The sequence below is a fragment of the Alcanivorax sp. NBRC 102024 genome (genome assembly GCF_001602235.1).
Classification (GTDB): domain Bacteria; phylum Pseudomonadota; class Gammaproteobacteria; order Pseudomonadales; family Alcanivoracaceae; genus Alcanivorax.
Map to the genome: position 1 here is coordinate 1 of NZ_BDAS01000004.1, position 19,302 is coordinate 19,302.

Annotated in this window: 21 protein-coding genes; 15 read left to right on the forward strand and 6 right to left on the reverse strand. The window is 59.7% G+C overall.

Going from position 1 to position 19,302, the window contains the following annotated elements:
* Positions 1-272 (reverse strand): metal-dependent hydrolase (locus A0251_RS07990; protein ID WP_197461883.1); only part of this gene is annotated, 272 nt, incomplete at its 3' end.
* Positions 273-402: 130 nt separating this feature from the next.
* On the opposite strand from A0251_RS07990, the gene A0251_RS07995 reads away from it, so the two are divergent.
* Positions 403-804 carry a hypothetical protein gene (locus A0251_RS07995; RefSeq protein ID WP_156478267.1) on the forward strand — a complete coding sequence of 134 codons (402 nt, stop codon included), beginning with the start codon at positions 403-405 and terminating at the stop codon, positions 802-804.
* Here A0251_RS07995 and A0251_RS08000 read toward each other — a convergent pair.
* Together A0251_RS08000 and A0251_RS08005 are read right to left on the reverse strand one after the other, a co-directional pair.
* Positions 782-2,341: an MFS transporter gene (locus A0251_RS08000; RefSeq protein ID WP_062816344.1), complete on the reverse strand. Its 1,560-nt coding sequence runs from the start codon at positions 2,339-2,341 to the stop codon at positions 782-784. The genes A0251_RS07995 and A0251_RS08000 overlap by 23 nt on opposite strands.
* A 405-nt stretch (positions 2,342-2,746) precedes the next feature.
* Entirely contained in the window at positions 2,747-3,715 is a 969-nt protein-coding gene (locus A0251_RS08005) for a triacylglycerol lipase (RefSeq protein WP_307188432.1), read from the reverse strand.
* A 274-nt stretch (positions 3,716-3,989) separates the two neighbouring features.
* Between A0251_RS08005 and A0251_RS08010 the strand changes: the two genes are divergently transcribed.
* Together A0251_RS08010 and A0251_RS08015 are read left to right on the forward strand one after the other, a co-directional pair.
* Positions 3,990-4,682: a TetR/AcrR family transcriptional regulator gene (locus tag A0251_RS08010; protein ID WP_062816345.1), complete on the forward strand. Its 693-nt coding sequence runs from the start codon at positions 3,990-3,992 to the stop codon at positions 4,680-4,682.
* A 23-nt stretch (positions 4,683-4,705) separates the two neighbouring features.
* Positions 4,706-5,731, forward strand: a complete 1,026-nt coding sequence (locus A0251_RS08015; protein WP_062816346.1) for a lipase secretion chaperone — start codon at positions 4,706-4,708, stop codon at positions 5,729-5,731.
* Between the two features lie 62 nt (positions 5,732-5,793).
* On the opposite strand, the gene A0251_RS08020 is transcribed toward A0251_RS08015, so the two are convergent.
* Positions 5,794-6,309, reverse strand: coding sequence for an outer membrane beta-barrel protein (locus A0251_RS08020; RefSeq protein ID WP_062816347.1), 516 nt, complete (start codon positions 6,307-6,309; stop codon positions 5,794-5,796).
* Positions 6,310-6,415: 106 nt separating this feature from the next.
* Between A0251_RS08020 and A0251_RS08025 the strand changes: the two genes are divergently transcribed.
* Complete coding sequence (locus A0251_RS08025) at positions 6,416-7,045, forward strand: HAD family hydrolase (protein ID WP_062816348.1); 630 nt, start codon at positions 6,416-6,418, stop codon at positions 7,043-7,045.
* On the opposite strand, the gene A0251_RS08030 is transcribed toward A0251_RS08025, so the two are convergent.
* Positions 6,996-8,372: a sodium:alanine symporter family protein gene (locus A0251_RS08030; protein WP_062816349.1), complete on the reverse strand. Its 1,377-nt coding sequence runs from the start codon at positions 8,370-8,372 to the stop codon at positions 6,996-6,998. The genes A0251_RS08025 and A0251_RS08030 overlap by 50 nt on opposite strands.
* A 107-nt stretch (positions 8,373-8,479) precedes the next feature.
* On the opposite strand from A0251_RS08030, the gene A0251_RS08035 reads away from it, so the two are divergent.
* From A0251_RS08035 to A0251_RS08080, 10 genes are all read left to right on the forward strand, one after another.
* Complete coding sequence (locus tag A0251_RS08035; protein ID WP_062816350.1) at positions 8,480-9,382, forward strand: TraB/GumN family protein; 903 nt, start codon at positions 8,480-8,482, stop codon at positions 9,380-9,382.
* 417 nt (positions 9,383-9,799) lie between these two features.
* Positions 9,800-11,023 (forward strand): zinc metallochaperone GTPase ZigA, encoded by a 1,224-nt coding sequence (zigA, locus tag A0251_RS08040; protein WP_062816590.1) that lies wholly within the window; start codon positions 9,800-9,802, stop codon positions 11,021-11,023.
* Complete coding sequence (locus A0251_RS08045; RefSeq protein WP_231874190.1) at positions 11,020-11,649, forward strand: DUF1826 domain-containing protein; 630 nt, start codon at positions 11,020-11,022, stop codon at positions 11,647-11,649. The genes zigA and A0251_RS08045 overlap by 4 nt, the downstream gene beginning before the upstream one ends.
* Positions 11,650-11,656: 7 nt before the next feature.
* The gene (locus A0251_RS08050) at positions 11,657-12,115 is read left to right on the forward strand and encodes a transcriptional repressor (RefSeq protein ID WP_062816351.1); all 459 of its coding nucleotides are present in this window, start codon (positions 11,657-11,659) and stop codon (positions 12,113-12,115) included.
* Positions 12,116-12,199: 84 nt separating this feature from the next.
* On the forward strand, positions 12,200-12,610 hold the full coding sequence (locus tag A0251_RS08055) for a MerC domain-containing protein (protein ID WP_062816352.1): 411 nt from the start codon (positions 12,200-12,202) through the stop codon (positions 12,608-12,610).
* Positions 12,588-13,157: a DUF2796 domain-containing protein gene (locus A0251_RS08060; RefSeq protein ID WP_062816353.1), complete on the forward strand. Its 570-nt coding sequence runs from the start codon at positions 12,588-12,590 to the stop codon at positions 13,155-13,157. The genes A0251_RS08055 and A0251_RS08060 overlap by 23 nt, the downstream gene beginning before the upstream one ends.
* Before the next feature lie 2 nt (positions 13,158-13,159).
* Complete coding sequence (locus tag A0251_RS08065; protein WP_231874191.1) at positions 13,160-13,861, forward strand: ABC transporter ATP-binding protein; 702 nt, start codon at positions 13,160-13,162, stop codon at positions 13,859-13,861.
* On the forward strand, positions 13,851-15,089 hold the full coding sequence (locus tag A0251_RS08070) for an ABC transporter permease (RefSeq protein WP_062816355.1): 1,239 nt from the start codon (positions 13,851-13,853) through the stop codon (positions 15,087-15,089). Before A0251_RS08065 ends, A0251_RS08070 begins: the two co-directional genes overlap by 11 nt.
* 1 nt (position 15,090) lies before the next feature.
* Entirely contained in the window at positions 15,091-15,624 is a 534-nt protein-coding gene (locus A0251_RS08075; protein ID WP_062816356.1) for a DUF3299 domain-containing protein, read from the forward strand.
* A gap of 306 nt (positions 15,625-15,930) precedes the next feature.
* Positions 15,931-17,520, forward strand: a complete 1,590-nt coding sequence (locus tag A0251_RS08080; RefSeq protein WP_062816357.1) for an ABC-F family ATPase — start codon at positions 15,931-15,933, stop codon at positions 17,518-17,520.
* A gap of 110 nt (positions 17,521-17,630) precedes the next feature.
* Here A0251_RS08080 and A0251_RS08085 read toward each other — a convergent pair whose 3' ends face one another.
* On the reverse strand, positions 17,631-18,227 hold the full coding sequence (locus A0251_RS08085) for an N-acetyltransferase (RefSeq protein WP_062816358.1): 597 nt from the start codon (positions 18,225-18,227) through the stop codon (positions 17,631-17,633).
* A gap of 194 nt (positions 18,228-18,421) precedes the next feature.
* On the opposite strand from A0251_RS08085, the gene A0251_RS08090 reads away from it, so the two are divergent.
* Entirely contained in the window at positions 18,422-19,300 is an 879-nt protein-coding gene (locus A0251_RS08090) for a branched-chain amino acid ABC transporter permease (RefSeq protein ID WP_062816359.1), read from the forward strand.
* Positions 19,301-19,302 lie beyond the last annotated feature (2 nt).

Consider the following 19,302-nt stretch of genomic DNA (forward strand, 5'->3'; position numbering starts at 1 on the left):
ACCATCTTCTGGTTGTAGTCTTCATGCTCGCGCCCGTGCATGGCCTCCTGGCCAATAAAGGCTCGCACGGCTTCCTGCAGTTCCGGGTCGTCAATGCGGTCGCGATACTTGCGCACGCTATTGATGAAGAAGCGCTCGCCTTCCGGGAAAAACAGCGAAAGCGTGTTGAAGAACTGGGTGACCGTGGGGCCCCAACTGTGCCAATTGAGTACCTTCTCATCCGGAACATGAAATTTGAGATTCCGGCGAATTGGCATGATATGCATTTTCATTGTTATACCACCTTTTCTCCAATGATCCTGTCATCCACTTAACGCCTGTTGGCCGAAAATTACAATTCCACTGTGACAGTCGATCACGGAATTGAAACAATGGGTTTTAGTTAGCTGATAGAGGTCGGCAATGACGGGAAAGTGGCGTCTATTGTTAAGCGCTGTTGTGTGCCTGGTGGCGATTGGCAGTGTTTTCCACTTTCTGGTGATGGAGCGCCATGGGGTACCGGACAGTGGTATCCGCGTGGTGGAGCAGGGTAATGACGAGGGCGGCCGCGACTGGGTGATTCGTCTCTACCAGAGTGACCGTCGTCACCATTGGCAAGTCAGCGGCAAGGGCTATGCCGTGGCAATTGACCGCCTGGGCAAGGACAGCTTCTCTCTCGATATCGCCTACGGCAGCAGTAGTGACGGGCGCCACAGGATTCGCCAGCAGGTGCGCTTGCACGAAGGCCCCACCCTGGTGGCGGCCTTCGGTGCAGGCCCGAGCGAGGCCGGTGACACCCGGGTTATTGTTGATCGGGTGAAGTAGGCGGTGCCGGCTCGGCGTTTGCGGCATCGTCCGGAGTGCGGTTGTGCAGCATCACGGCTACCAATACGGCGGTCATCGCCAGAATCCCTGCACCAATGGCGGAGTTGGTATGCAGTGCCAGGCTGAAGCCCTCCCGGGCGGCGGCCATCACCGGCGCGCCCAGCTCCGGGCCCAACTGCGCGGCGGCACCGATGGCCCCGCCCAGGGTATCCCCGGCAGCCAGTGACAGCTCCTCAGGCAATCCCGCAGGGAGCTGCTCCAGCATATGTTGCCGGTAAACGGCCGCGCCAATACTGCCGATCACGGCGATACCCAGCGCCATACCCAGTTCCGTGGCGGTTTCCGAGGTGGCCGACGCCGCACCGGCTTTGCGTGCCGGTGCGGCGCTGACCACCATGTCGGTGCCCAGGATCATCATCGGCATCACGCCCACGCCCATCACGGTCATTCCCACGATCAGCAAGGGAATCTGGGCGGGACTGTGCACCAGCAGCAGAATCAGCAAGCCGGCGGTTGCCATAATCAGCCCGGCGCTGACCAGCTGCCAGTGGGGCAGATAACGGGTCAGTCGGGGGATCAGTAAGGACGCTGCGGTCTGCACCAGGGCCGGCGGCAGCATCACCAGTCCGGCCTCCAGTGGCGACAGGTCAAGGACTCCCTGCAGGTACTGGAATACCATCAGCCAGGCGCCGGACAAGGCCAGGATGGTGAGCATCATGGCCGCCACCGAGGTGCTGAAGGTGCGGATGGCAAACAGCGACAGATCAAACATGGGCTCGGCCAGCCGCCGCTGACGACGGACAAAAAGCACGCCGATCGCGAGGCCCAGCGCAATGGACAGCAGCGGTATCAGTGATACTCCGTTGCGGGCCATATCTTTCAGACCGTAGATCACCGCCAGTACCATGGCCACCGACAGCAGGGCGCTGGTCCAGTCCTGGGCGCCGGCTTCCTCATCACGAAACTCCGGCAATAGCAGCGGTCCGCACACCAGCAGCAACAGCATCACCGGTACCCCCAGCAGGAACACCGAGCCCCACCAAAAGAACTCCAGCAGCGCACCACCCACCAGCGGGCCAATGGCGCTACCGACGATGAAACCGGTCATCCACACGGTAATTGCCACGGTGCGTTCCTGCTCCAGCTGAAACATGTTTCGCAGCAGCGACAGAGTCGAAGGCATCAGGGTGGCCCCGGCAATGCCGAGTAGCGCGCGGGTGGCAATCAGCATTTCCGCACTGGTGGCAAAGGCCGCCAGGGCTGACGCAACGCCAAAAGCGGTGGCGCCGGTCAGCAGCAGCCGACGACGACCAATGCGATCACCCAGTGTGCCCATGGTTACCAGAAAGCCGGCGATCATGAAGCCATAGATATCCAGGATCCACAGCAGCTCGGCGCTGGTGGGTTTCAGGTCGGCACTGAGGTGGGGGGCCGCCAGATGCAGCACGGTCATATCCAGTGCCAGTAATACGGTGGGTAGCATCAGCACCGTCAGTCCCAGCCACTCGCGACGGGTGGCGGCTTGGGGGGTGGGCATGGTGTCTTCCTCGCAACAGCGTGTATCAGGTTGTCGTTTCCGGTGCCTGCTTTTCGACAGGGGAGCGGTTGAAGAACCCTAAAGTCTCAACCTGACTTGAGGTCAAGCTGGCTGCGCAAAAAAACAGCCGACCAGTATCCTTCCTGGTTTTCGCAAAAGCCAGTGGCGGTTGCATGACAGTGTGATGCCTGCCCGGGAATAGCGGTGAGGATGACAGAACCTTGAATCTGAATGACCACCGATGCAGATCGCGTAGTGTGCACTGAGCCTACGTACTTGATATCGCATATGTCTGCAGACCCATCGCAGTATTTCTTCACTCTATCCGCGAAAAACCCAAGAAAAAGGGCGCCATAAAGGCGCCCCCAGAGAACAGCTCTCCCGCTGTGTTCTTGTTTGCCGGATTCAGAGCCCGCGGTTTTTCAGGCGGTTGGCATGTTGACGGAATACCGCGGTGGGATTGGTTTCGAAAGGACTGACCAGGCCGGCAATCTGATTCACCTCATCAAGGTGGTTCATGCGATAGTCATCCCGGATCACCAGGCCCAGATGGCTGGAGCAGCTGGAAACCAGACCGTCGTTCTTCTCGCCAAGGTAAAGCAGAGCAAGCAGGCCCATACCGGCATCGCTGATGTCCAGCACATTGGTCAGCGGCTTGGCGCCAGACCAGGAGTAGTAGCGTACGCCATTGTCAGCCATTTCCGGCGCATGGCCGCAGGCATCTTCCGGTAATCCTTCCGGGTAATGGCTGTTGAATTCCGTGCTGCCGGGTGTGGACAGGGAATAGAGAGCGGCCAGGGAATCCTGGTCGTAGCCCCCGCCGGAAATCAGATCCAGAAAACCGGTTGCTGCATTGACGATATTGCCAATCACATTCCCGGTCAGTGGCAGCGCTTCCTGCAAGCCGAGCAATACATCGGCCATGCGGGCCCCGGTGTGGGGGCCGGCAACGGCGGTGGCGGATGCCACATAGTCCGGATATACCGATGCCACATAACGCACCGTCGGGCCGCCATGGCTGTGACCGATCAGATTCACCTTGTCTGCGCCCGTGGCAGCCAGAATGGCTTCCACCTGACGGGCCAGCTGTTCGCCGCGCACTTCCGTACTGTTGGCGGCAGCGACCTGGGTGACATAGACCTTGGCGCCACTGCGGCGTAGTTCTTCGGGAATCCGGTACCAGTAGTTGTAGCCGGCGATGTCATCAAAGCCGAACAGCCCGTGGCTGAGCACGATGGGGTAACGGGTTTCGGTATAGGTGTCCTTGAACAGCCAATCGAACCAGCCGGCATGGGCAGGCAGACTGAGGGCGGACAACAGCAGACATAGGGGGAGGGTAAGTGCGCCCAGGGGCGCTCTTGAGGATCTCATCATTGGCATCACCTTGTTGTTTATTATTATCGGCGGTACTGCCAGGTCTTCGCCGAGCGCTCCCTGATCAGGAGTGAGACCACCATAAAGGAATCCCAATCATTAATTAACACCAATGTTAATACCTATTTGTTATAAAGGTGCAAAAATAATGGTTTAATTGTGCATAGGTTAGCAACAAGGTCCTGATTCCAGGCGTTTTAGCCACGGTCATGGTCGATGTCTGGCTAACCGGGCAAGCTGTAGTAAAGTAACACCGATATTAAGGGTGAGTTGTATGGAGCCTGCTGCAGGGCAGAAGAAACGGCGGGGAAGGCCTGCCGGAAAAACCGCGGATACCCGTGAGCGTATCATTGATGCGGCCCGCGAAGTCTACGGTGAGCACGGCACCTATGGGACAACGGTGGCATTGATACTCAAGCAGGCGCAGGTGTCACGGCCCACCTTTTATAAATACTTTTCTTCCGCCGTGGATGTGATTGATGAGGTTGTTCGCCAATGCAACCAGGAAGTGGAGCAGTTATTTGTCAGGATTTTCGAGCAACCCCAGAAAGAGTTTTATGACTACCTGCCCATGGCCCTGAGCGGGTATCTGAACTGGGGCCGCTCACAGGGATTGCTCATGGAAGCGCGATTTCGGGAATTGCATGATCGTTCCTCCCCGGTTTCGCGATATCGTGACGAGCACAATCGACGCATTGCTTCCACCCTGCACAGCAGCATGGTCAGGCACGGCCGAACCCCGCCGGATGATCTGGCGTTAACCTCCCTGGTGCAGGGCATCGAACACCTGGGGTATCAGTTTTGTATGCAGGCTGAGCATACCGAGATGCCCCGTTACATTGAGGTCATGGGGCGATTATGTATTGCCATGCTGGGTAATAGACACGACTGGCAAGAGATGATGGCATCACCTTTCTTCAGTCGCCTGCTGGGTCTGGAAGAGAATGAATCAGAGACAGGCTCCTAAAAACAACAATAAAGGAAGTGACCATGGAAAAACGCTACCTCTTTGGCGCACTGCTGCTGTTCTTGATGGCCGTATTATTGATCTGGGGTTTGCCGGGAGACCCTGAGAGCCACCGCACAGCGGAGCCGGCACGGGATACCGCCAGTACCTCCCTTTCTGAGCCTGAAATCGCCGGCCTGACTGACACGGAAGGCTATGATCATTTCCGTCAGCGGGCGCAGAGCGTGGGGCCGACACCGGCGTCGCTCCAGGGGACCCGTGTGGATGGCCAACTGTTGGTTAACGCCAATGGAGACCTGGTGATCAATCCTGCTGTCCGTCAGGTGTTTGACTATTTCCTGACGGCTGTGGGTGAAGAGCCCCTGGAAGATATTCAGGCACGTCTTGCCGGGTATTTGTCAGAACAACTTCCTCCCCAGGCTGCACGCCAGGCCTGGACGATTTACCAGCAGTACATGGCCTTGCGGGAAGCTATGGAGCAATTGCCGGAGCACGATGGCAGTGTCGCAGCCATGCGTCAGGCCATCACGCAGCGACACGATATGCAGCAGGCGTATCTGGGGCCGGAAGTGGCCGACGCTTTTTACGGGCTGGATATGACCTATGATCGCTACATGATTGAACAGCAGGCTGTGCGAGAGAATGACAATTTGACGCCGGTGGAACGGGACCAGCAACTGGCTGCCCTTGAACAGAATCTGCCCGCGGGCCTGCAACAGATGCTGAATGAAACCCGCGCTCCGATAAGGCTGCAACAGCGCACCCGGGAAATGCGCGAGCAGGGCGCCAGCGAAGCGGAGATTCGCGCATTACGGGAGCAGACTTTCGGTCCCCAGGCGGCAGAACGTTTCGAAGCCCTGGAGCAACAGCGTCAGGATTGGGAGCAGCGTTACCAGGCATATCGACAGGAGCGCCTGCAGCTGATCAACAGTGGGTTGTCACACACGGACCAACAGGTGGCGCTGGCCCGGTTGCAGCAACGACTTTTCGAAGAGAAAGAACTCGCCCGGGTACAGGCTCTGGACCGGATCAACAGCGAAGACCGTTAATCCGGCGACGGTTCGGGGCTGACCTAAAGACGAGCCCGGTGGGCTCGTCTGTAGCGGCCTGGTCAGAAATGATAGCGCAAACCTGCGCCGATCATATCGACGCCGATATCATTGTCGAAATGCACGAACTCGCCATACAGGTACAGTTTGTCGAGCAGGTCAACGGTGGCACCAACCCCGCCAAAAGCGTCTGTGGATGAGTCGTCATCGTCTCCGCCCGCATTGCGGATATCGAAATCAGTGTCTGCCACCCCGGCCTTGCCATACAGACCGACCGGGCCCAGCTCAAGACTCAACAACCCAGCCAAGGTAAAGGCGCCGCCTTCGATGCGGGTACCGTTGTCAGCCTCCTGTTCCCCGAAATCGTAGTAGCCGATTTCTGCACCAATCAACTCGATGGGGCGCCAACCAAGAAACAGGGCGCCGGTGGTGTCATCGTCATCGAACTTCACATCGTCGACGTTTTCGTCCACCGAGGCGTTATAGAGGCCGCCCCCGATATAAATCCCGCCGGCATTGGCGAGAGGTACCAATGTCAGCAGGGCCAGGCCGGTGAGTGCTTGTCCAAAGCGTTTCATAAGCATCACTCCTTAATCAATGTGACTGACAGTATTACCCAGATCTGGTGTGGGGGGTAGCGCCCCTTGTTGCCGGCTTCACAGCCTGGCGGGGTACACTGGTTGAATGAAAACACCTGACACTGACACCCTGACATCGATACAGGGACTGATCTTCGATCTGGATGGCACCCTGGTGGATTCCAGGCTGGACTTTACCGCCATCCGCCACGAACTGGCCTGTCCGGAAGGGGTGGGGGTGCTGGAATTTATTGCATCGCTTCCGAAAGAGGACCGGTCCCCGGCGGAAAAAATCGTTCTCCAGCATGAGCGCCGGGGCGCCGAACGGGCCCAATGGATGCCCGGTGCCCGGGAATGCCTTGAGTATTGCGAGCGGGCCAATCTGCCCACGGCGATCCTGACCCGGAACGCCCGGGAGGTGGCAGATCTGACCCTGACGCGTCTTGGCATCCGGGTGGATATGATGCTGGCCCGCGAGGATTGCGCCCCCAAGCCAGCGCCCGACGGCTTGTTGCAGATTGCGGATGCCTGGGGGCTGCCGCCTGCCAACCTGGTCTACGTGGGGGATTTCATTTATGACCTGCAGGCCGCCCGGCGGGCGGAGATGATCAGCTGTTTTTACGACCCTCAGGAAACTGGCAACTACCAGGCCGAGACGGACTGGCATCTTGCCAGCTTTGAACAGCTTACGGCGATGCTTGAGACGATTTCAGGTATTGCAGCGCCGCCCGATTGACTTTGGGAGCCAATAGCAGCGCAGAGGTCATGGTGGGGATGGCCATCAGGGCATACATGGAGTCCACCAGGCTCACCACCAGTTTCAGCGATGCCACTGAGCCCAGCACAACCAGTACCAGATACCACCAGATGTAATAGTGCTGGTATTTTGCACCGATCAGAAAGCCCAGACATTTGCTGCCGTAATACCAGAAAGTGAAAACGGTACTCAGACTGAGCAGGGAGACCAGTACCGCGAGAATCACGGCGCCGCCATGGGGGAACAGGTCCCCGAACGCGTTGGCAGTGAGGGTGACACCGTTACTTTCACCGCTTTGCCAGACGCCGCTGATGAGAATGACCAGAGCGGTGCAGGTACAGACAATCAGCGTATCAATCACCGGCCCTAACATGGCCACCATGCCCTCGCGGACGGGCTCCCTGGTCTGGGCGGCGCCGTGGGCCATGGCTTCGGTACCGATACCGGCTTCATTGGAAAAGGCCGCCCGGCGGATGCCGGTAATAATGACGCTGCCCACCACGCCACCGGCCACGGCATTGCCACTGAACGCATCCTGGAAAATCATGGCAAAGGCCGCCGGGATGTCACTGGCATGGCTGATCAGCACCACAGCGGTAAGCAGCAGATAACCGACCACCATGGTCGGCACCAGCAAGCCGGTGACCCGCCCCAGCCGTGGCAGTTTCCCCAGCGCCACCATCATTACCAGCAGTGCCAGCACCAGGCCCAGCAACAGATCGAAAGTGAAATGCGCATTGTCACTGGCCAGGCCCGCTGGAATCGCCAGGGTGTCGCGCAGCACCTGGACCAGTTGATTGATCTGGAAAATCGGCATGGTACCCAGCAGCCCGGCCACGGCGAAGAAGTACGCCATCGGCAGCCATTTTTTTCCCAGCCCCTCGCGCACCACATACATGGGGCCGCCTTGCCACTGGCCTTCACTGTCCTGGCCACGGAACATCACGGCCAGGGTGCAGGTATAGAACTTGGTGGCAATCCCGACCAGCGCACTGACCCACATCCAGAAGATGGCACCGGGGCCACCCATGGCGATGGCAATGGCCACGCCGGATACATTGCCCATGCCCAGCGTGCCGGAGAGGGCGGTGCTGAGAGCCTGGAAATGGGACAGCTGCCCGGGGTCATCGCGGTCCGGTTTGCGCCAGAGCAAACGTACGCTCTGTGGCAGGTAGCGGTAGGGCAGCAAGCGGGAATAGAGCAGAAAAAAGAGGCCGCCACCCACCAGCAGGATCACCAGCGGTGGTCCCCAGAGAAAGCCGACCAGCTGGCCCATGATCGTTTCGAGTTGTTTGATCGTATCCATGGTCCGTAACCCTAGCATGGCGTTTATGGCACGGTCAGGTCTGCAAAGGAGGCCGTCATCTTTCTTTTTCTCCGCAAGCTGACACACTGAAAGAAAAACAACGGGGCATGATGATGGGGTTATGGATTATTCGGCGGGTTGCTGTACTGGCGGTGTTGGTGTCTCTGGCACCCGGCCTCCAGGCGGATCCGGTCTGGGAAGTCAGCAAAGAGGGCAAGCGTATCTGGCTGGGGGCCACTGTGCATTTTCTGCGCCCGGCGGACCTGCCGCCACCAACGGCCATGCAGCAGGCATACAAGGACGCGGACCAGCTGTATCTGGAATCGAATCTGGCTGAGTCCGCCACGCCGGCCTTTTCCCGGCGACTGACGCAGATGATGATGCAGCCGGCTGGCCGCACCCTGAAAAAGGATCTGTCCGATCCCGTCTGGGGGCAATTGCAGGACTATGCCGCCCAGGCCAACTTTCCACTGGCCACTTACCAGAGCTTCAAGCCGGCCATGGTCGCCATGGCCATGACGGTCCATGAGTTGGGGCGTCAGGGCTTTGGCCGGGGTGTTGATGAATACTATTTCACCCGGGCGAGCGAGCAGGGCAAGTCAATGGGTTTTCTGGAATCCAGCGATACCCTGCTGTCATTCATGGCGCAATTGAATGAGGAGAGTGGCGACGCCCTGATCGAGTCTTCCCTGGAAGGTATCGAGCACATGGATGGCATGATGGAACAGGCGGTTAATGCCTGGCGGGAAGGCGATCTGGACGGCCTCTATCTTCTGCTGGGTGCGGATGAAATGGAGAGCGAATATCCCGGTATCTACCGGAATCTGATCATCGATCGTAATCGCCAGTGGTATCCGAAAATCCAGCAGGCCATGACGGAAGGCACGCCGAGCCTGGTGCTGGTAGGCGCACTGCATCTAGGCGGGCCGGACAGCCTGCTGGTGATGTTCGAGGATGCGGGCTACAAGGTGGAGCCTTTCAACGCCGGTCCAGAGCAGGGGAACCAGTAAGCTCGTTCAGAGCCCGGGCGAACCAGGTCCGGGTCTGTCGCCTGTGGGGCTTCTCCGTACAGAGCGATAAATTTCCGGGTCATGTAGTCATCGGGATTTTCCAGCGCCGCCAGGCGCTGGTGTATGAAGGCTTCTGTCAGAGCTAGTCCGCAAACCTCAGTAATGCAAAGTCGTCATTCGCCATAGCTGGCAGGAATCGGGAGTGCCATGGGCGTGATTTCCGTTGCTGTGATTGTGTATGCCAATTGTTATGTTATAACATAACTTAAAAGGGAGGCCATCATGTTGGACGTGCTCAGTGAAAAGGCCCTGCTGGCCATGCCCGAGGCGGATTACATGAATGCCACCCAGCAGCCTGCTTAACCCGGCTGGAGGCCAACGAAAGACATTATGCCCATTCACGAACCGGATGATTTCATGACTACCCAGCCAGCTGCCCCCGCGCGCCAGCTACCCGTCACTGTACTGTCGGGTTTTCTCGGCGCCGGCAAAACCACCGTTCTTAACCATATTCTCAATAACCGTGCCGGGCTCCGTGTGGCCGTGATTGTCAATGACATGAGCGAGATCAATATCGACGCGGCGCTGGTCAGCAATGAGGTGTCCCTGAATCGTGCCGAAGAAAAGCTGGTGGAAATGAGCAACGGCTGCATCTGCTGCACGCTTCGCGAAGACCTGTTGCTGGAAGTGACCCGGCTGTCCCGGGAGGGGCGTTTTGATTACCTGGTGATTGAATCCACCGGTATTTCCGAACCGCTACCGGTGGCGGAAACCTTTACCTTCGAAGACGAAAACGGCGACAGCCTGTCTACGGTGGCTCGGCTGGATACCATGGTCACCGTGGTAGATGCGGTGAATTTTCTGCGTGATTACCGCAGTGCCCGCACCCTTCAGGAAGAGGGCGAAAGCCTGGGCGAGGACGACCAGCGCAATGTGGTGGATCTGCTGGTGGAGCAGGTGGAATTCTGCGATGTGCTGCTGATCAGCAAAACCGACCTGGTCAGTGAGGCCGATCTGGAAACGCTCACCGCCACCCTGCGGTTGCTCAATCCGGAGGCTCGTATCATACCCATCAGGCACGGCATGGTGCCGCTGGATGCGGTGCTGGACACCGGCCTGTTCGATTTCGAAAAAGCCCAGCAGGCGCCGGGCTGGCTCAAGGAAATGCGCGGTGAGCACCTGCCGGAAACCGAGGAATACGGTATCAGCAGCTTCAGTTATGAGGCCCGCCGTCCTTTCCATCCGCAGCGGTTCTGGGACTTTCTGCAACAGCCCTGGCCCTACGGAACGCTGTTGCGCTCCAAGGGGTTTTTCTGGTTGGCCAGCCGCCCGCAATTTGCCGGCAACTGGAGCCAGGCCGGTGAGATCGCCCACCACGGACCTGCCGGCCTGTTCTGGAAAACCGTGCCGGACAAGCACTGGCCCACAGACCCGGACTATCGCGCCATGATCATGGAGAAATGGCAGGAGCCCTTTGGCGACATGCGCCAGGAGCTGGTTTTCATCGGCCACAACCTGCAGCCGGAGGCCACCCGGAAGGCCCTGGATGCCTGCCTGCTTACAGAAGAAGAAATGCTCGCGGGCAAGGAACTCTGGCAGCAACTGGAGGACCCGTTCCCGCAGTGGGAGATGGCAGGATGATCGAGGCAAGGACATTGCCTGCGGCCTATGCGGCCCCGGGTTTGAGCATGCGTGATGATGCCGCCGTTCTGGCCGATGTGATGATGGACCCGGTACAGGTGGCCGTCTGGGATCGGCGCAGCCCGATTGACCCGCAGCGGGTAACGCTGGCCTGCAGCAGGAAAATGGCCATAAAAAGCTGGCTGGATGCCAGCGACCTGACCGGTTCCATTGCCCGGTCGTTGCCCGGCGATGATTTCGCCCCATTGCGTGAGGACCTGGCGTTGCTGGCGGAGATGATGGCCTGTTTGTTCGGTACCACCGGCGTGGGCCTGCGCGTCACGGCCCTGGAGAAACCCATGTGCCCTCGCTTCCATGTGGACCGTATCCCGGTGCGCATGTTGTGCACCTATGGCGGCCCGGGTAGCCAGTGGTTGCCGGCACCTTCTGTGCCGGCCGGGCTGCTGGTGCCGGGCGTGGACCAGGAAGGGCGCTACGCCGCGGACAGCGTGCAGCAATTACAGGCCGGGCAGGTCGCCCTGTTCAAAGGCGACACCTGGCGGGATAATCCGGGCTCGGGTGTGGTCCACCGGTCCCCGCCCGTGTCTCCCGGTCAGCAACGCTTGCTGGTCACCCTGGACATATAGGATTCCCATGAGCCGCATTGACCGTATTCTTGCCAGCGCCGAACAGCATTGCCGCGATCAGGGTGTCCGTTGGACGCCCCAGCGTCGTCAGGTGCTGACGTTGTTGCTGGCTCAGTCCGGTCCGCAGAGTGCCTACCAGTTGCTGGACCAGTTCAAGGGCCAATATCAGAGCAACGCCCAGCCGCCGACCATCTACCGGGCGCTGGATTTTCTGGTGCAACAGGGGCTCGCTCATCGGCTCAGTTCCACCAACCAGTACCTGGCCTGTGATCACATCACCTGTCACCACGGACACCAGGGCACCGTGTTCCTGCTCTGTGACGAGTGTGGTGCCGTTCAGGAAACCCCCATGGCGGGGGCAGCCATCAGTGAGTTGCAGCAGAGTATCAACAGCCTGGGATTTGTGACTCAGCAGAATCCCCTGCTGGAAGTGCATGGCCGCTGCGCCAGCTGTATTGCGCATTAACCCTCGCGGATCGCGGGGATGGTTGGCGCCTTGCCTGCAAGGTGCCAACGATTCAAAAACCCGTTGAAGATTCTGGAGACAACCATGTCCCGCTTACGTCTGGACCAGGCGGCCATCGCCCTGTCCGGTTTGTGTATGATCCATTGTGTGGCCAGCGTAGCCGGGCTGTTTGCAATCGGTTTACTGTCCCTGTTTGGCGGCATGGGGGAGCTGTTTCATCAGGCACTGCTGGTCATTATTGTGCCGGTCAGTGTAGTGGCCATGGTGGTGGGCTATCGTCACCACCGCCGGCGTTGGGTGTTGCTGCCAGGTCTGATGGCCCTGATCGGGTTGTGTCTGATTGCGGTGTTCGAATCGGCGTTCCATGGCACCCTGTGGGAACCCCTGCTCACCACTCTGGTCGGAATCTGTCTGGTGACTGCGCATATTGGCAATATTCGCGCCTGCAAGAAATGTGACTGCGAGGGGCATCATGAAGAGATTCGCACTGCGTGAAACGGTGGTTGGGCTGTCACTGCTGGCCAGCCTTCCGGCGCTTGCCGCGGGAGTGCACCAGCATGGCCTGGCGGAAGCGGCCGTGGTGGTGGAAGGCGAGAGTCTGACGGTTAGTTTCCGCGCACCCTTGATGGATATTCTCGGCACTGAGCAGCCCCCCGCGGATGCCGCTGCCCGGGTCCGTTATGAGGACCGTCTGAAACAGGTGAGTGAACCGTTACCGTCCGAGGCGGCGGAGTGTCGGCTCAACCATGCCACCCGCAGCACTGTTGCGTCGCTGTTTCCTGACGTGGATGCTCACGACCACGACCACGACCACGACCACGACCACGACCACGACCACGACCACGACCACGACCACGACCATCATGTGGATGTGGAAGCGGAGTGGACCTTCCAGTGTCGGTCCCCGGGTGAGCTGACCCGGATTACCTTGCCGTTTCTGGACACCTTTTCCGGGCTGACCACGGAAGTGGTCCTGTTGTTGCCGCAAGGGCAGGGGGCCCTCCGCCTGGCGCCCGGCGACACCCGCATTCCCCTGGAGTAATCGTGGTACTGGAACTGGATAACCTGCGTTATCAGCACCCGGGGCAAGCCCGGCCTTTTATTCATATCGACCACTTTGCCCTGCAGCCCGGTGAGCGGGTACTGCTTCATGGTCCCAGTGGTTGTGGCAAAAGTACCCTGTTGTCGCTGGTCACCGGGATTCGCCCGGCCCGGCAGGGCCATATCCGGGTGGCCGGCAAACCGTTTTCCTCACTGTCACAGCGACGGCGGGATGCTTTCCGGGCGGACCATATTGGTGTCATCTTCCAGGCCTTCAACCTGTTGCCGTATCTGAGCGGGGTGGAGAACGTCTGCCTCAGTGCCGGCTTTTCCCGACGCCGTTGTGAGCGTGCAGGGGCGAGCAATCACCGCCAGCGCAGGGACGCCGCCCAGGACCTGCTCAACCGGCTGGGGCTGGATGCCGCCACCTCGGTACTACCGGCCTGGCAATTGTCGTTCGGGCAGCAACAACGGGTGGCCGCGGCCCGGGCCCTGTTCGGCAAGCCGGGTCTGATCATCGCGGACGAGCCCACGTCCGCGTTGGATACCGATAGCCGCGATACCCTGTTGACCCTGCTTTGCGAGCAATGCGAAGACGCGGGCAGTGCCTTGCTGATGGTCAGCCATGACAGTCAGGTGGCAGACCGTTTCCATCGCAGCGTGGCGTTTTCCGCACTGAACGGGGGAGGGCACCATGCTGCCTAGGATCATTCTTGCTTCGTTGCGTACCCGGAAAACCTCGGCAACACTGATTGTTGTGGCCATCGCGTTGAGTCTGGTGATGATCGTGGGCATCGAGCGTCTGCGTCACCAGGTGCGCGCCAACTTTGCCAGCACCGTGTCCGGTATCGATCTGATCGTCAGTGCCCGCGGCGGTCCCATGAATATCCTGCTGTACAGCGTGTTCCGGCTCAGCGATCCCACCGCCGGGATTCGCTGGCAAACCGTGCAGCATCTGGCGGATCATCCGGATGTGAAATGGTGGATTCCCATCGCCCTGGGGGATTCCCATCGTGGCTTTCCGGTGGTGGCCACCAACGACAGTTATCTGGCCCACTACCGCTATGGGCGGGACCGGGCCCTGTCGCTGGGAAGCGGCGAGTGGTTTGCCGGGGCGGATCAGGTGGTACTGGGCAGTGCCGTGGCCCAGCGTCTCGGTTACCGGCTCGGTGACGATATCGTGCTGGCCCATGGCGCCAGCGGCCCGGCCATTATCGAACACGACAACCACCCCTTTACCGTGGTGGGGGTGCTGGCAGCCACCGGCACGCCGGTGGATCAGAGTGTGCATATTTCCCTGGCCGGCATGGCCGCCATTCACAGCGGTGGCCAGTTTCGTTCCGGGTTGCCGCCGCTGCCGGGTCAGCAGGCCGATACCCCGGATTCCGTGAATGCGGTTATGCTGGGTCTGCAACGACGTACCGCCGTGCTCAGCCTGCAGCGGGAACTGTCCCGTTATAAAGCCGAGCCGCTCAGCGCCATCATTCCCGGTGTCCAGCTGCAGCGCCTGTGGCGCATGACAGCGGTGGGGGAAAATGCCCTGCGTGCCACGTCCCTGGCGGTTCTGTTGGTGGCGCTACTGGTGCTGGTGTCCACCATTCTGGCCGCCCTGGAAGGCCGCCGACACGAACTGGCGGTACTGCGTGCCGCCGGTGCCGGCCGGCTTGCTGTCTATGGCGTGATCGTAGGGGAAAGCCTGTTCCTCACTCTGATCGGCAGCCTGCTGGGTCTGACGCTGTTGTTTGTGGCACAGTGGGCGCTGGCTCCGCTGGCCCTGGCCGAATGGTCCCTGCGTCTGCCGGACAGCTTCCTGTCCCTGCGCGAATTGCCGACCCTGGCGGCCATCCTGCTGGCCGGTTCCCTGGCCGGCATGATTCCGGCGGAAAAGGCCTTCCGCAACAGTCTGGCCGATGGCCTGACCCCGAGGAACTGACATGCGTAGTCTGATTATCTGTCTCTGCCTGCTGGTCAGTCTGCCCGGCTGGGCAGCCCGAGAGCTGGAATGGGATGACCTGGTGCCCGCCGATTACGACGTCAATCAGGTCTACGAACAGCTCTTCAACAAGATCTATGGAGATAAGCCACCGGAAGACGTGGACGATGGCGATGCCCGTGGCGAGCAGATGATGGAAGCCATCGACAAGGCCTGGCGCGAAGCGCCCCTGAAGTCGGAATTGGACAATACGGTTGTGCGTCTGCCGGGCTATGGCGTGCCGCTGGATGGTGATGAGGAATACGTACGTGAATTTCTGCTGGTGCCGTACTTCGGCGCCTGTATCCACACCCCGCCGCCGCCCCGCAACCAGATCGTTCTGGTGAAGATGAAAGGGCAGGGCGTGCCCCTGGATCTGGTCTTTGAAGCCCTGTGGCTGGAAGGTACCCTCAAGGTGTCCAGCCAGGATACCGAATACGGCACCGCCGGCTACGTGCTGGAAGGCGAATCCGCCGAAATGTTCAGCGGCTACTAGCACCGTTCCTCCTTCTTCATCTCCCCGTAGGGTGCACTGAGCCTAAGGCGAACTGCACCATCATAGGATCCGACGTCCGGGGTGGTGGCTTTGGTGGATTACGCCTTCGGTTAATCCACCCTACGGTGTCTGATCCAATCCAGCTCTGGGTGGTGCAGTTCGCCTCAGGCTCAGTGCACCCTACACTCGCTTCTGGCTCTGTCCCGGAGGCGACCGCTGTGCGACAATGCGCGCGCCTCGCGCGCACTCTCGCCGTTGATATCTCTGATCAGCCGCGCTTTTCGCTTTTCCAACCGGATCAAAACATTGCTCACAACCGCCAACCTCACCATGCAGTTCGGTGCCAAGCCGCTGTTTGAAAACGTGTCCGTGAAATTCGGCAACGGCAACCGCTACGGCCTGATCGGCGCCAACGGCTGCGGTAAATCCACCCTGATGAAGATTCTCGGGGGAGATCTGGAGCCGTCCTCGGGCAATGTGTCCAAGGACCCGGACGAGCGCATCGGCAAGCTGCGCCAGGATCAGTTCGCCTACGAGAAATACTCGGTGGTGGACACCGTGATCATGGGCAACGAAGAGTTGTGGAAGATCAAGGAAGAGCGCGACGGCATCTACGCCAAGGCGGAAATGAGCGAGGAAGATGGCATTCGCGTCGGCGAGCTGGAGGCGGAATTCGCCGAGCTGGACGGCTACACCGCCGAATCCCGCGCCGGTGAGCTGCTGTTGGGCCTGGATATTCCGGTGGAGCAGCACTTTGGGCCCATGAGTGAGATTGCCCCCGGCTGGAAACTGCGCGTGCTGCTGGCCCAGGCCCTGTTCGCCGATCCGGACATCATGTTGCTGGACGAGCCCACCAACAACCTGGACATCAACACCATTCGCTGGCTGGAAGACGTGCTCAACCAGCGTCAGTGCACCATGATCATCATTTCCCACGATCGCCACTTCCTGAACAGTGTCTGCACCCATATGGCAGACCTGGATTACGGCGAAGTGCGCCTGTACCCGGGCAACTATGATGAATACATGACCGCGGCTACCCAGGCCCGCGAGCGTCTGCATGCGGACAATGCAAAAAAGAAACAGCAAATCGCCGAGTTGAAAACCTTTGTCAGCCGCTTCAGCGCCAACGCCTCCAAGTCCAAGCAGGCCACCAGCCGCGCCAAGCAGATCGACAAGATCAAGCTGGATGAGGTGAAACCCTCCAGTCGCCAGAACCCCTACATTATTTTCGAGCAGGACAAGAAGCTGTTCCGCAACGCGCTGGAAGTGAAGGGGCTGGCCAAATCCTTTGACGAAGCGCTGTTCTCCGGTCTCGACCTGCGCGTGGAAGTGGGCGAGCGCATCGCCATCATCGGTCCCAACGGCATTGGCAAATCCACCTTGCTGCGCTGCCTGGTGGGGGATCTGGCACCCACCGCCGGGGAAGTGAAATGGTCCGAGAACAGTGAACTGGGTTACTACGCCCAGGACCATGCCCACGACTTTGCCGACGATATGGACCTGTTCGCCTGGATGAACCAGTGGGGGCAGGAGAAGGACGACGAGCAGGTGATCCGTGGCACCCTGGGCCGCTTGCTGTTTTCCCAGAAAGATATCGGCAAATCCGTGAAAGTGATCTCCGGGGGAGAGCAGGGGCGCATGCTGTTCGGCAAGATCATGCTGCAACGGCCCAACATCCTGCTGCTGGATGAGCCCACCAACCACATGGACATGGAATCCATCGAGTCCCTGAACCTGGCCCTGGAAAACTACCCGGGAACGCTGCTGTTCGTCAGCCACGACCGGGAATTCGTGTCCTCCCTGGCCACCCGGATTATCGAAATCACTCCCACCGGTATCGTCGACTTCCACGGCAGCTATGACGATTACCTGAAAAGTCAGGGCGTGGGCTGAATCGACGTTTGTCTCTGTTGGAGCCTTGCTTGCAAGGCGAAGGCCCGTAATTCAGCAATGAGCCTGCTGATGTTTCTTCGCTTTGCGAGCAAAGCTCCAACAATGCTTTGCTAGCGGTTTCCCCGCACCATCGCCCAATGCCGCACCTGCGTTCCCGGCATCGGCGCCTCATGCACCACCTCGAACCCGAAACGCCGGTACAGCGATACATTGTCCGGGTTATGGGTGTCCAGATAGGCAGGGAACCCCTCCCGGTCCAACCGCTCCAGCGTTGGCTCCAGCAGCCTTGTGGCCAAGCCCCGGCCCTGATGCTGCGGATCAATCCCCAGTAATAACAGGTAGGCATGGGGCTTGCTCATCAGACCGTCGTGGACTTTCTGCATGGCGTCTCCAGCATCCAGTTGCCGTTTCACTGCCGCCGGCCCTTGACGCAACATGGGCAGAGCCCCAAAGCGCAGCATATCCATCACACTCCGATGCAGTGCGTCGGAGGGCAGCCACAGCGCAGCGCCGTCCAAGGAACCCGGTGGGGTACAGATTTCTCCCCGGTGCTGAGCATGGCGAGCCAGAAACAGGAAGGTATGGCGGGACTGGGCCAGCCGGCGCGAGTCATCCGGAAAGAAATAGCAAAACAGGGGGTCCCGGTAAAAAGCCAGACTGAGGACTCGGGCGATGGCATCAATGCGAAGGGGATCATTTACATTCATGAGCGGGTGGGGTTTGCTAAACGGCAGCCAAGCATACCGGAAGCGGCGAAAAATACAGGCATAACGGATAGCCCTCCGGCCTGTTCGGATCCTGTTACATTTTACATACTGGTGAGAATGTCGGACTTCCGCTAGGCTCGGGAACACTTGAATAAAAAAGCAACAGAATAATAACCCCCCGGGAGAGAGGGACCATGGATATACTCCAGCTGCTGGTCGGCGGGATTGCCAATGGCTGTATTTACGGGCTGTTGGCGCTGGGTTTTGTACTGATTTACAAGGCATCCGAAGCGGTCAACTTCGCCCAGGGCGACATGATGATGCTGGGAGCCTTTCTCGGCGTTACCTTCATCAATGCCAGCTACGCGGACCTGCCTTTTCTGGTAGGCATCACCCTGGCCGCCCTGATCCTCGGCCTGTTCGGCTACCTCCTTGATCGTTTCGTGCTGCGAGCCATCTTTGGCCAACCGCAATTTGCCATGGTGATTCTGACCATCGCCCTCGGATTTCTGATCCGCTTCGTGGCCGGGGTGATCTGGGGGCATGATCCCACCTCCCTGGAAACGCCCTTTATTGGCCGGGTCTGGACACTGGGGGAACTGATGATCCCGGTGGTGGACGCGGTGATCATCATTACCACGGTGGCGCTTACCTCCATTCTCTACTTCTTCTTTGCCCGTACCCGTCTTGGCGTGGCCATGCAGGCCAGCAGCCAGAACCAGATGGCGGCTTACTACATGGGCATTCCGGTGAAACGCATCAATGCCATTGTCTGGGCCCTGTCCGGGGTGGTGGCGGCCATTGCCGGGGTCATGTTTGCCGCCAAGGGGGCGGTGGAGCCTTCCGTGGGACTGCTGTTCGGTATCAAGGCGTTTGCGGCGGCGGTGATCGGCGGCCTGGGCTCTTTGCCCGGGGCGCTGCTGGGCGGCCTGCTGGTGGGCATCGTGGAACCCTTCGCCGGTCGCTATCTGCCGTCCGGCGTCGGCCAGATTGCCCCCTATGTGTTGATGTTGCTGGTGCTGATCCTGCGCCCCGGCGGCCTGTTCGCGCAGATCAGCCAGAAGAAGGTGTAGGC